This is a genomic window from Planktothricoides sp. SR001 (genome assembly GCF_001276715.1).
GTDB lineage: Bacteria > Cyanobacteriota > Cyanobacteriia > Cyanobacteriales > Laspinemataceae > Planktothricoides > Planktothricoides raciborskii.
On record NZ_LIUQ01000007.1, the window covers coordinates 88,847 to 102,714 of the forward strand.

A 13,868-nucleotide genomic window follows, 5' to 3' on the forward strand; every position below is an offset into this window, starting at 1 on the left:
ATGCCAGGAGTGTCTAATTTGATGCCCAGTCAACTTGACAACTCGGTAAATAGAATTACAATATGAAAAAAAATCATCGGGTGGGGGCGAAGCATACTCTTCGAGAAGGCTTCGCCTAAGGGCAGTTAATTATCCCTTGTAACAGTTAAGGCAATTACCCGAATGCTTCGCCCGTTTATTTCAGATTACCAAAAGAGTCACCTTGCCACGGGACATTTATAGCTGAGGCGATCGCGGATGATGCTCGGAAAAGCTGTTTTGCTAACTATCAAATTAGGCTGGCAAAGAGCGCGAACGCGCAGGAGCTTTGCGGAGCAATATCGCCGATAAGTTTTTCCGGCTTTTGATAGTAAAATTTTATCGCCATACAACAATCACATAGTCAACTATATGCAGAACCGCCTATTTAAACCCAGAGAAAGCAGTATAAATCAGAAAAATCGACTGCTGATTCTGTTTCTGTCGATCGCCGCATCGATTATGACCCTGAATGGTCTGGGTTTTACCGTGGGTAGTTCTTTATTCTTAACTCATGCTGGCCCAGAAAATCTGCCTTTTTCCTACATTTTGATGGGTGTATTATCCATTCCTATTTATGGCTGGTTTTCTCAAGTGGTTGACCGTTTTAACCGGGCGCAGTTATTTCGCTATATGCTGCTGTTTACAATGGTATTTTCATTGCTGCTGCGCTTCTTGCTGAATGCGGGGGTTGGGGCAGAAGTTGGAGGTTTGTCTCTGTACTATGTGATGTTTATTGGCTTTTATTTCCAGTGGGAAATGCACACGGATATTTTATTTCCCAGCTTAGTCTCTGACTATTTTAATACTCTGGATTATAAACGTTATGCCAGTTTTTTGGCGATGGCGATGGCCGCTGGGGGATTGATCGGTGGGGGAATGACCAGTTTGCTGGCAAAATATTTCAGCACCGAGGATATCTTGTTGGCTGTTCCGGTGGTCTGCGCGATCGCGATCGCTCAACTCGCTTATCTGGACAATTCCTTTCAGCAGTTCAATTTTTTTTTAGGGGGGGGAAATAAATATAAAGATACCCAGGGAGGATTTCTGGCTGAGTTAAAAACCTTTCCCAATTTAGTTAAACGCTATCCCATCATTATTTATTTAGCCACCAGTGCCTTTTTGGTGATTATCCTCGCCACGATTTCGGAGTTTCAGTTTTTCAGCATTTACTCTACTTCATTTCCTGACGAGCAAAAACTCACCGCTTTTATGGGTCAGATGCGGATTATTAATAATCTGGTGCAGTTTTTGGTGCTCTACTTTTTTACTCAGCCATTAGTCCAACGTCTGGGAGTCGGGCCAATGAATTTAGCTTATCCCCTGACAACGGTATTATCTTTTTTGGGATTAGCGATTAATTTTCGTTTACCGGCGGCGATCGCCTCTCATGTCAACAAAGAACCCCTGGAATTTAGCATCAACAAGCCGATCTATACCTTAAATTACAACGCGGTCCCCTACCGTTTTGTGGGCAGAATTCGCGCCCTCAACGAAGGGTTATTTAGTGGCATGGGTCTGAGTTTTGCCGGGGGACTGCTTTGGATCTGCCAATCATTGCTCAACCCATTCCAAATCACCGTGCTGGGTCTTACCCTCAGTGGCTTATTTCTGGGGGTGCGCTACCAACTGGGCAAGAGTTATTTACAGTCTTTATTGACCTTGCTACGTTCAGAATCGATCAAACTCGACGATCTCGGAGATGGACTGACGCAGTTACCGGCGAAGTATTTATCAGAAGTCCGCGAACTGCTCAGTAGTCCTCATTTTGACCGAAGGATTTTAGGGTTAGAATTAGCCAGTCGCTTAGATAATCCCAGCCAAGTATTAGAACAAGTGGATGAGTTGATCTCTCAAGGAGATGCGATCGCCCGACGAGCGATCGTCAAATTCCTCAGTGTCCGGCACCCAGATATTAGCCGTTACCTAGGCAGTCTGCTCACCTGCGATAATTTTCCCTTGCAACTTATTGCCCTAGAAGCCTTAATCGCCAGTCAGCAATCTTTAACTAACAGCGAAATCCGCCGCATTTTGCGGAATACTCCCCTCAAAACTATTGCCACGATCTCTGAAGCCAACCACAGCCCGCAATCAGAAAACCAACTCCGCCAAGTCCTGCGGGAAAAATCCCAAATTCAAGCCTTGGTTTGTTTAGCCGCCACGGTTCAAAACCTAGAAAGGGGCGGCAACCAGAATCCTGAAATTCAAGCGGTCTGCGAACGGGTTTGGGGGTCAAAACTCGATAGCTTAACTCAAATCACGGTGATTCGGGCAATTAGAAGCACCAAAAATCGAGCTTTGATTCCGTTACTGATTCAAATTATCAAAGATGCCAGCGATGGAGTGAAACGGGACGGCTTGGAAGTTTTGTCTGAATTGGCATTGCCAGAAGATACCTACCTAGCGGATTTGGCGGTGCAGCAATTAAATAGTCGCAATAGTTTAGTGCAGGCAGCAGCTTTTAATCTTTTAGGGGTGCTGCATTCTCCCCAAGCGATCGATCAGGTGGTGACGGGTTTAAAACATCGCAATTTGGCGGTCAGACTACAAGCCGCTGAAGCCCTGGCGAGGTATGGGGAAGCCAGCTTACCTTTGGCACAGGATTTGTTGCAGTCACCGCGATTAGAAGTGGTGGAAGCGGCTATTTCCGCGATCGCCAAAGTGGGGACTACCCATGCGGAAGATATCCTCTATGAGTATTTCAAGTCAGATTATCGTCTGGTGGGTCGCACGATTCAATGGCAGCAGTCTAACCAAAATCTAAGGGGCAACCCCAATCTTACTGGTCAACCCTTGGAGATTGCCATTAAAGATTACCACCACCGACTCACCCATCGGGTACTCTATGTGCTTTCTTGTCTCGACCATTCGGGAACTTTCAGTTATGTGCGGCAAATCCTCCATAAAACCGATGTGCGGGCTAAAGCCGCCGCCGTAGAAGCCTTAGCCTCTGGGCGACATCGCCGCTTTGTCCTGCCGATTATTCCCTTATTAGAACAACTGGATACAGAAGAACCGAAGCCAGTAAAATCCCCAGGAATTAGCGATCAGGGCGTAAGGCTTACGCCCCTACACTGGCTGGAAATCCTCAAATCAGGCGATCGCTGGATTATGATTGGCGCTTTATTAATGGCCAACCCAGAATTTATTGTCCAGAACCTACCGGATATCCAGCAGCAGGATACATTTAGCGATTCTTTAGTCCAAGATGTCCTCGGTTATGTCACCTCTGCACCCCAACCACCGGAAGCGGCCATTGATTTTTTCATCAATCGAGTTTTATTTCTCAAGACTGTTCTGTTGTTTAGTCGCCTTTTCCTGGACGAACTGTTACTGATTCACCGATCTTTGACCAGAGAAGAATTTCCGTCAGGGACACAGATTTGTCATCCCGGACAAATCCTCAACAAAATGTACATTGTCTATCAGGGCAGTCTTCTTTTAATCTCAGAGAAGCCCGATTCTTCCCTAGCAACAGCCCAAGTGATGCCGACTCAATGTATCGGTGAGATGGCGCTTTTACAAGATGAACCCCTTCAGATGACGGTGGTGGCGGAAACTGACACGATTTTATTGACCTTGGGGAGAAACAAATTTGAGCAATTAATTGAGGTTTGTCCGCGATTGCTCACTTGCTTGTCTGGATCTAGTCAGATGATTTAAGATAACCTAAAAGTTAATCACTGTGATTAAAAGCTGTCCATCCCCAGCTTTGCCAAAAAGCTAGGGATTTTTAGAGAAATCCTGAAAAAATATCTCATTTAAATTTTGGGCAAATGGTGAAATCAGAGAAATGTCTCCAAACATCTATGTTATTGTCTACAACAACTATCTATGAATAGTCGATCGATTTTTTCCTGAGTTTTATCTGGTAATTCTTATCACTGATCGTGGACTGATTTCGGGAGCAATAAATGTCTAAAATTAAGCTGATGCACGCTAAATTGCATCGGGTGCGGGTGACTGAGGCAAATATAGAATACATGGGCAGTGTCACCATTGACCGGGAATTAATTGAAAAAGTGGGGATTTTACCTTTAGAGGAGGTCTGCATTTGGAATGTGAACAATGGTCAGCGTTTGTCCACTTATGTGTTACCGGGAGAACCGGGCAGCGGTATGGTTTGTATTAATGGCGCGGCGGCTCATTTATGTAATCCTGGAGATGCGGTGATTATTGCCGCTTATCAAGAGTGCGATCGCGATGAAGTGCTGCTTCATGGACATACTGCCAGAGTGATTATTGCCGACGAACACAACCGCTGTCAAGAATTTCTTTATCAACAGCTAATTCCCGCCGAAGGTTACGTTGAATTTCGCTCTGCCCAGAGTGCGATCGCGCCAACCAATTGGGTGAATGGGCCGTTAAATCAGCCTCTTTCCGCAGATAATTAACAATTATTGATAGTTGATGGGTAGGGATTCTATGGTTGATAGTTGATAGTTGATGGTTGATGGGTAGAGATTCTATGGTTGATAGTTGATGGTTGATGGTTGATGGTTGATAGTTAATATACTTAATTATCAATTATCAATTATCAATTATCAATTGTTGGGATTTTAACAAATCTTCAGCCCAAAGCTTTTCTGCTTCTAATAATGGCGGTACAGGTGCTTGGGTATAATCGATCGCCATATCGTAACTTCCTGTATCGTAAATCTGATTCAACAATGCTTGTAAATCGATCCTTGGTTCACTATCTTCTGCCTTCAGGGGTAGAGGAAATGACGGAATTGGATCGGGCAAATTAAAACTATATAAATCGGCTTCTGGACGACAGTCGCTGCGACTAACTAAAATTCGATAGTGACTCTCAAGATTATTCCCATAAACCGGCATCGGTTCTCCCCGCCGCAATAAATCAATTTCCACTAAATGAGTGGCACTGCTGAATATTTTATTTCTTTTAATTTGATATTTTTCTCGTCCCTCCCCTGGGCGTTTATTCACCGGAGAAAGGATTTCAATGGCGGTGATTACTTCCTGGGTCGCTACTTCTCGGATTTCTAAATACCCTTGTTTAATGGTTTCGGGAACGGGAACTGCCACTTTTTGTAGCTTTGTGGGAGATGGGGCAACAGCCACATTACTTGCAGGCTGTTTGGCCGTTGTTTGAACCCTTTTCACCGCTAAATCTGGAATACCACATTGGTGCGTTACGCTACCGCTAACGCACCCTACAAGCGATCGCTCGTCAATATCTTCATAAATTCTCACCTCAACCGCCACTCGATATTTAGGACGCAGTTGGGGTGCTAGAACCTGAGTTAACTGACCAATCAGTAATAAATGAATTCCCGGCCAGAGTTCTGGATGTTCCAGATATGGGTTAATTCCGGGAAAAGGATTATTCGGCATAACATTTTCTCCGTTGTTCTCTCCTCTATTTTACTTGTCCCCTTTACTTGTCTCCTTTACTTGTCCCCTTTACTTGTCTCCTTTACTTGTCCCCTTTACTTGTCCCCTTTACTTGTCCCCACAAAATTCCGCAAAAACTTTCCCCATCCCCAAATCATACAATATTTATACAATATGCCCTGGTGCTTAATCAGCGGTTGATAAGAATTTACACTTAACAGCCCAGGCTGGGCGGAAATGCCCGAAATCACCCCGGCTGGATCGACAGGGCTGAATCGACTGTCCGGGGTGGAATTTCTCGCTTGATGCAGAAATTTTATGTCAGCAGTTCCCAATTAGTCCCCAATTATTGATAAAATTACCACTCTGAGCAATAAGCCCGTGTTTTTCAGATTTCAGATTGACTCAAAACGAGTCTGAAGTGAACTAAACCTCCCTTGCGAATAAATTTCATTGAGATTAAATTTAACCCCATGATTCCCGTAACAGCCCCCTTGAATGTATTAAAAGCAAACCCTTTAGAGATTGTGAGAATCGCCAGCGATCGCCCATCCGCTGCCGAAATCACCAGCAATCATGGTGAAGATATCGTTTGGGGACTGACCCAAAACCCTAAATCGATACCCCCCAAATACTTTTACGACGATCGCGGGTCAGATTTATTTGAACAAATTTGTGAGTTGCCCGAATATTATCCCACTCGCACCGAAGCGGCAATTCTCGCCCAATATGCGGGGGAAATTGCCCAGATCACCGGGCCGAGTGAATTAGTAGAACTAGGTAGTGGCAGTTCCAGCAAAACTCGTCTATTATTAGACGCTTATCAAGGATTAGGACATCCATCAATGTATGTCCCCATTGATGTCAGTGGGGGCATTCTCGAAGCCAGTGCCAAACAGTTAGCGCAAGAATATCCGGGATTACACATTCGCGGTTTAGTCGGCACTTATGAACAAGCCCTGCTACATCTTCCTCCCACCAAATTTGCATCGCGAGTGATTATATTTTTGGGCAGCAGTTTAGGGAATTTTCCTCCCGAAGAGTGCGATCGCTTTTTTGAAGAAATTCATATCGCTTTGCGAGAAGAAGATTACTTTTTATTGGGGGTTGACTTACAAAAACCGCATCATATTCTCGAACCCGCCTATAACGATGCCCAAGGAGTCACCGCCGAATTCAATCTGAATATGCTCTCCCATTTAAACTGGCGCTTTGGGGGGAATTTTAATCTAAATCTATTTAGCCATGAAGCCATTTACAATCAAGAAGCATCTCAGATTGAAATGTACTTAAATTGTCATAAATCTCATCAAGTTCGGCTGGAAAAACTGGACTTTACCGTTCAGTTTTCTGCCGGAGAAAGTATCTTAACGGAAATTTCTCGTAAATTTGATTTTGCCCACAAGCAAGAATATTTAAAAGACCGGGGACTAAAATTAGTCAAAGCTTGGACAGATCCCAAAGAATGGTTTGGTTTGTTGTTATGTCAAAAGTAAGGACAAGGCACTGCTCTGTTCTCAACTAAGTTAATTATTCTAGAAACCGGGTTGCTTTCTTTGTGGCTTTCTTTATTGCTTTCTTCGTGGCTTTCTTAGACCACAAAATATAGAGGCTACTGAAAGACAAACCCGGTGTCGCTCTGGAAGAGCGCAAAGCAGCTTTTCAGCTACAGTTTAGCGATAGGTTGCTATCGGAATTTGGCTCTGAATTTGGCTCTAAATTTGGCTCTGAATTTGGCTCTAACCCGCTGCGGTCAATTTTCCTTCTCTCTTGGGGCTACTTGACTTCGGCTTTCCCAGAAACCGGGTTTCTATAAGAGTTGTTGGTTGGTGGCAAAGGTTAACGTTAATTACCCGGTTTCTGTGACCCAGGTTTATGTATCCCAGGAACAAGAAACCGGGTTTCTGCGATAACTCTTGCCACCCAGCCAAAACTTAAATTAAGAAACCCGGTTTCTAACCGCTCCATAAGACTCATTAAAATTCCGCCAGAAAACCTGGGGGCAGCACCCCGCCACCACGGGGGTGCTGACTAATTTCCCCAGGGCGCAAGGGCAAGATGCCTCCGGCACGCTTTCGCGAACGCCCAGGCCGAAACCTTCATATTTGTTTACAAACCCTGGGGTAAATCGTTAAGCTTCATTACAAAATAAAACCTGATGTCTCGAAAGATGGTATGGTTCAAAGAAATATTGCCAATGCCGAGAATCTTTGGATGGAGAACACTTTGACTTCACAACTGAATCAACAAGCTGCTGGTTTGATGCGTGAAGATATCGGTGAGTATGTGGCTCACTTACAGCTTCACATGACTTTACAAGCCCGGAACTTGATTCCCACCTTAATTCAAACTAAAGATAGCCGAGAGCAGTTGTTACAACAGACTCAGGCGAACTTTGAAAAATATGTTTCTCGACAAGCTCTTTAAACCTGTTTAACCCAGTTCGGAGATTCTCTCTGAAAGCAATTATCCAATTTTTTTCTTAAGAATCAGGGCATTGATCGCGCTCTGATTTTTATTTTATCGGCGTTTGATTTCTGGGCGACTATCTAATGCGATCGGGAAAATAAGCCAAAATAAACCAAAATAAACCAAAATAAACCAAAATAAACCAAAATAAAATAGGGTGAGATTTCATCCCACCCCAACCAATTCTAATTTAATTTTTGTCGATATTTTTGTCGATATTTTTGTCGATATTTTTGTCGATACTTTTGTCGATATTTTTGTCGGTATTACCCGATATTTCAACTCACTTAGCTTTTCTGAGATTTCTTCATCCGTCGCAGGGCAGCCCCTCCCAGTCCAGCGGCAGCAACTAAGCCAGTAATCGGTTCGGGAACGTCTTTGGACTGTATGGCACCAGCAATCTTCACTTCATAATTGCCATTGTGCGACCAGGCATCTGTTTCTAATAAACCAGATTTTGTAGCGTTAAAGCTGTAAAGATAGTCGGTGGTATCACCATAGGTGTACTTGAGCACTTCACTGGCTTGGAAACCATCAACAAGATATGGCGCTAACCAGGCATATTGCGAATCTTGGGTATAGAAAGCTTTCAGATCGTAGTGACCAGCTAAACCAATGTTAATATCATTCTTGTCTTCGTAGATATATGAGATATTGGGGTCACTGGAGCCAGCAAATCCGCCGATTGAGTTGAATTTATCAAAAGCAAATTTACGAGTTTCGGCAGCGGTTAAAGCTACGTCAATCTTCTGCGTTTTTGGTCCAATTTTAACAGTTTGTTTAACCGATATCCCCTTGGTTTTAACAGTTTCGGTTGCTCCCTTGTCCCAAAATTCTGCAAACCACTCATTCGCCAAATTATTAGCACCATAGCTGGTGTCAATCTTTTTGTGATCCCAATCCCAGAACCAATCATTAAAATTTAAGCTGCTGAGAGTCAGGGTTTGCCCGCCAATTTTGCCACTGATGCTCGTGGTTTGCCCGGACATAAATGCAGTTAGACCGGATTGCTTTTCACTGCTGGCAAATAACTCAATGTTGCCACCAGGGTTGCTGCTATTTCCTTGTAAAATACTATCTAAACTGGCGCTTTGATTCAAATAGGTTTGACTACCATTGACATCATATTTGTAGTAGTCATTGCCGGAAATTGTAGCGCCAGTTAAACCAGCGGCGGTTGCCGGTAGAGTAATTGCTGCACTCATGCCAACTGCTACTGAGGCACCGATAAAAAGTTGTTCGCTAGTGGCAATAATTGGTTGGAATTTTTGATTCAGACCTTTCATTATTATCTCCCCTCGATCATTCTAGATGATTTATTTATTGATTTAAACGATTCAACTTTAGATGCACTCAATAGCAGTCAATTTATGTTTCTGTTGGTTTTTTGTGCAGAAATCATTTTTAACTCTGTAACCATCATCTCCTCATGGCCATAGGTTTGTCATCGGTGAGGGTACGGATAAAAATATGAAGTGTTGTTAAAGTTGAATGCCTGGAAACGAGCTCGATCTATTCAGGCAAAAGGGACATTTAAGGGGTTTATCCGTGAAATTACTGAGAGAATTATGAAGTGTTTTTAAAGTAAACAACCGGATTGTTAAACCATTGTTGTTTTTCTATGCGACTAGGGGTTCGTGAGTCTCTGGGTTGTTTGCAGGCAATCGATCGCGGGCAAAAAATGGTTAAACTGGTCATACCCTTGCTTTCTGGCAATCGTGGAAGCTGACCATAGGCGATATCCGCAACGCTCCGCTCTAATATTGACGATGCTCGATGACGATGCTCGATGACGATGCTCGATGGGAAAAAATTTTAGCCAGATATAAAGGAATATAAAGATTTATTAAGAAGAGTGCCGAATAAAAGAGTGCCGACTAAAACCAGTCAAATCAGGGAGCGATCGCCTCTGGGACATCGCCTTTGGGATGTGCTGTATTTGCTACAATTAAAATAATAAGTGCGATATACTTAAATCTAGGTGGATTTTTGAAGAAACGCCGATGCTTCGACCATAATTCAGCCGCCAATCCATAGAATTAATCTAGAGTTTAGCTGATTCACTCAAATAGGCTTAACGGCATAGAATTTTGATAATTTTTATAATTTTTTTGAATAAGTTTTCCCAGGAAGAACATAAAAATGAGTAAGCGCGATAATCCCATAGTTTTAATTCTCGCAATTCTAATCACAGGTGGTTTGATGATTGCCCTGGTGCAGTCAATGCGGGGCATATTTCAAACTGAGACGAACTCTGGTCAAAATAACAATCCTATGGTCACAGGTCAACGGGATACAATTAACCGGGACAATTTAAAAATATTAGGAGATACCTTTAGTGGCTATAGTACATTTAGAAACCCAGAGTTTCAAGCAGCCCTGAAAGAAGCTGGATTAACTTTAACTTATCAAGATGAGTTCGATCAAGGGAAACGGGCTAATTTGTTGAACCAAGGACAAGCGGATTTATTAGTGACCACCCTGGATCAATTTATTAAACAACAGCCCAGAGGCAAAATTGTGGCTTTGCTTGATCGCACTGTGGGGGCAGATGCGGTGGTATTAAATACTCAAAAATATCCCCAACTCAAATCACTTTTAGACCTAAATCAATTGGTCAAAGAGGCGCGATCGCGAGGGGAAAAACTCAGCATTGCTTATGCGGGAGATACCCCCAGTGAATACTTAGCCTTAGTCCTCAGTACCAAATTCGATAACTTCAATTTATCCGACTTTAATATTAACACCGTCGCCGATGCTTCGGAAGCGTGGCAACTATTACAAGACCCGCAGCAAAATGTTGCCGTAGCGGTGCTTTGGGAACCATTCGTCACCCAAGCAAAACAACAAGGATATACTGTAGTTTTATCCAGTCAGGATGCCCCCACTGCCATTGTAGATGTGCTGGTTGCCTCCGATAATTTAATCCAATCTCAACCGGAAAAAATCTCTAATTTACTAGAAGTTTACTATCGTCGGATTGATGCGAATGTTAGAGAACCAGTGGCATTACTCAAGCAAATTGCTGAGGATGGTAATTTATCAGAAGAAGAAGCTACGGCTGTTTTAGATGGCATTGACTTTTTTACTTCCGTCGAAGCCAAAGAATGGATGACTAATCGCACCTTAGAAACGCGCATTGGTTCCACTGCTGCGGTTTTAGTTTTATCGGGAAAATTAAATAATGTTCCATCTAATCCTAATCAATTATATAGTTCCCAATTAATCACTAAAGCTGCCGCAAATACGGAAACCTTAATTAGTTTAGTCCGGGCAGATAATCCCGAACTGGCAGATAAATTAGCTGGCAAAGGTACTATTACCGCTTCAGCGAATACCGTCACCGTTAATCAAGTAAAAAACGCCCCAGATATCGGTAATTTAACCGTGAGGGGGGAGGTAAAATTTGACGTAGGATCTAGTGATTTAACTTTGGACTCTGAGGCAACTTTGCAGAAATTAGGCCAAGAAATTGGCGAATTTAACCCGCAAACCGTAGCCGTCCGCATTATTGGTCATACCTCAAAAACTGGTTCCCCAGACTTCAATCAACAACTTAGCGAACAACGGGCTCAAGCGGTGGTGAATTATCTCCGCAGCTTGGGTTTAAAACATCAGTTAGTTGCGGAAGGCAAAGGGTTTTATTTGCCACTTTCGGGTATTCCCCCTGAAGACTCTCGTCAACAACGGACGGAAATTCGCCTAGTTAGAATTAATGAGTTAAATTAAATAAATGCGTAGGGGCAAAGCATTCGGTGGATAAATTATCGGTTATAACAGTTAATATACTTACCCGAATGCTTCGCCCAAATCAAGGGGTAGGGGCAAAGCATTCGGGGGATAAATTATCGGTTATAACAGTTAATATACTTACCCGAATGCTTCGCCCAAATTGACATAACATGACAACAAAAACATTTATATATAAGGTAAAATACCATGATAAAACGTCGCCAATTTTTTGTTTATTCGGCGGGATTTTTATTCACTTTAACCCTAGCCGTAAGCTGTGGATATAGCCAAAATTCTCCCAAATCTGAAGCCCCAATAACCAGCGATCGCCCTGTGGTTTTAGGATACAGTAGTTGGGCGGGCTGGTGGCCCTGGGCGATCGCACAAGAAGAGGGAATATTTACGGCTAATGGCTTAAATGTTCAACTAAAATGGTTTGACGGCTATTTGGAATCATTACAAGCATTTAGTGCCGGTCAATTAGATGCGAATTGTCAAACTCTCAACGATACCATTGCCTTTGCTCCCAACTCAATTAATGGCCAAGTTGTAGTATTAGTCAACGACAACTCGGCGGGAAATGACAAAATAATTGTCGCTGAAAATATTAACACCATCCAAGACTTAAAAGGCAAAAAAGTGGCCTTAGAAGAAGGACTGGTGGACGATTTTTTACTTAGTTTTGCTTTAGAAAAAAATGAAATGTCCCGCAAAGATATCCAAGTAGTGAACTTAGAAACTGGGGCAGCAGCAGCGGCATTTGCTGCGGGTCAAGTAGATGCAGTGGGCGCTTTTCCTCCGTTTTGGTTAACTGCACTTAAACGGAAAGGTAGTAAAGAATTGTTAAGTTCAGCGGAATTCCCTGGCGCCATTCCCGATCTATTAGTAGTCAGTCAAAAACTGGTGAATGAACGACCGGAGGTGGTGCAAGGACTGGTAAAAACTTGGTTTGATATTCGGGAGTTTATGCAAAAAAATTCCGAAAAAGCCGATGCAATTATGGCCAAACGAGCGAATGTCACTGTTGAGGAATTTCAACTGTTTAAACAAGGAACAAAATTCTTTACAGTGGAAGATAACCTAGAAGCTTTTGCCCCCGGAAATACGATGAAAAATATGCCTTATGCCGCCCAAGAGATGACTAATTTTATGTTAGAGGTTGGCTTAATTAAACAGGCAGCGGATTTGACTAAGCTTTTTGACGATCGCTTTATTAAGGCTTATGCTAATTCTCGTTCTTAGTTGTTAGTTATTAGTTATTGATTGTTAGTTGTTGGTTGTTAGTTATTAGTTTCTTGGTGTTAGCTTAAGTTAAATAACAACTAACAACTAACAACTATATGACTTAAGCAACAAATCTATATATGGGGTATTGGTGCGTTACGCTTCGCTAACACACCCTACGGATAGCGTTTATCCGTAATTCCTGAACTACCAGCAAATTACAAAAAGTTATGAAAAAACCAGAATATCATCAATCTTTAAAACCCAGTATATTTTGGGGAATTGCTCAAAGTATCCCGAAATCCCTACATGGGGTATTGATCGCTATGGCGGTAATATTTCCGCTGGGTTTTTGGTGGTTAGCGGCTAATTTACCTGGGGTCGATTCGGTTTTTTTGCCCAGTCCATTGGAGGTAGGACAAGCTTTGATTCGTCTCTGGGAAAAAGGCTTTTTAACTCAGGATATTGCCGCTAGTTGTTTTCGGGTAGGAGTGGGTTTTTTATTAGCCGCGATCGCCTCTGTTCCTATTGGTATTTTAATGGGGGCTTTTGCCAGCATTCGAGCCATTATGGAACCGATCGCGGGCATTTTAAGATATATGCCTGCCGCTGCATTTATTCCCCTTTTAATTCTCTATTTAGGAATTGGGGAAGCGCCGAAAATTATGCTGATTTTTATTGGCACAGTTTTTTACAATACCTTAATGGTGATGGATGCGGTCAAGTTTGTTCCCAAAGAAATGATTGAAACTACCTATACTTTAGGAGGTAGTCGGAAACAAGTTTTATTGGAGGTGATTACCCCTTATATTTTCCCCAGCATTATTGATACATTCAGAATTAATATTGCGACTTCTTGGAATTTAGTGGTAGTCGCGGAACTGGTTGCCGCTGAGACTGGATTGGGGAAACGGATCCTGATTGCCCAAAAGTTTATGCAGACCGATGAAATTTTTGCCTGCTTGATAGTTTTAGGTCTGATTGGCTTGAGTCTAGATTTATCATTTCGTCTATTACTCAAGGTTTCTTGTCAATGGGTTAGTTAAAAATCACCCATTGTTGAATAT

The 13,868-nt window shown here is 42.7% G+C and carries 9 protein-coding genes; 7 read left to right on the forward strand and 2 right to left on the reverse strand.

The genetic code is table 11. From position 1 onward, the window contains the following. Positions 1–390: 390 nt before the first annotated feature. Together AM228_RS06450 and panD are read left to right on the forward strand one after the other, a co-directional pair. A complete protein-coding gene (locus tag AM228_RS06450) occupies positions 391–3,681 on the forward strand; it encodes a HEAT repeat domain-containing protein (RefSeq protein WP_054465273.1) in 3,291 nt (1,096 codons plus the stop codon). Between the two features lie 251 nt (positions 3,682–3,932). Continuing rightward, positions 3,933–4,412, forward strand: a complete 480-nt coding sequence (panD, locus tag AM228_RS06455; RefSeq protein WP_054465274.1) for an aspartate 1-decarboxylase — start codon at positions 3,933–3,935, stop codon at positions 4,410–4,412. Positions 4,413–4,548: 136 nt separating this feature from the next. Here the strand turns inward: panD and AM228_RS06460 are convergent, their stop codons facing one another. After that, a complete protein-coding gene (locus AM228_RS06460; RefSeq protein WP_054465275.1) occupies positions 4,549–5,376 on the reverse strand; it encodes a DUF4058 family protein in 828 nt (275 codons plus the stop codon). 473 nt (positions 5,377–5,849) lie between these two features. On the opposite strand from AM228_RS06460, the gene egtD reads away from it, so the two are divergent. Together egtD and AM228_RS06475 are read left to right on the forward strand one after the other, a co-directional pair. Continuing rightward, entirely contained in the window at positions 5,850–6,872 is a 1,023-nt protein-coding gene (gene egtD / locus AM228_RS06470; RefSeq protein WP_082348769.1) for an L-histidine N(alpha)-methyltransferase, read from the forward strand. A 679-nt stretch (positions 6,873–7,551) separates the two neighbouring features. After that, the gene (locus tag AM228_RS06475) at positions 7,552–7,803 is read left to right on the forward strand and encodes a hypothetical protein (protein ID WP_322096541.1); all 252 of its coding nucleotides are present in this window, start codon (positions 7,552–7,554) and stop codon (positions 7,801–7,803) included. Between the two features lie 329 nt (positions 7,804–8,132). Here the strand turns inward: AM228_RS06475 and AM228_RS34020 are convergent, their stop codons facing one another. Further along, a complete protein-coding gene (locus AM228_RS34020) occupies positions 8,133–9,131 on the reverse strand; it encodes an NF038130 family PEP-CTERM protein (protein ID WP_054465277.1) in 999 nt (332 codons plus the stop codon). An 856-nt stretch (positions 9,132–9,987) separates the two neighbouring features. On the opposite strand from AM228_RS34020, the gene AM228_RS06485 reads away from it, so the two are divergent. The 3 genes from AM228_RS06485 (at position 9,988) to AM228_RS06495 (ending at position 13,847) form a co-directional block, all read left to right on the forward strand. Next, positions 9,988–11,574, forward strand: a complete 1,587-nt coding sequence (locus AM228_RS06485) for an OmpA family protein (protein WP_054465278.1) — start codon at positions 9,988–9,990, stop codon at positions 11,572–11,574. Positions 11,575–11,784: 210 nt separating this feature from the next. Further along, positions 11,785–12,819: an ABC transporter substrate-binding protein gene (locus AM228_RS06490; RefSeq protein ID WP_082348770.1), complete on the forward strand. Its 1,035-nt coding sequence runs from the start codon at positions 11,785–11,787 to the stop codon at positions 12,817–12,819. Between the two features lie 212 nt (positions 12,820–13,031). Then, the gene (locus tag AM228_RS06495) at positions 13,032–13,847 is read left to right on the forward strand and encodes an ABC transporter permease (RefSeq protein ID WP_054465279.1); all 816 of its coding nucleotides are present in this window, start codon (positions 13,032–13,034) and stop codon (positions 13,845–13,847) included. The last annotated feature ends 21 nt before the right edge of the window (positions 13,848–13,868 follow it).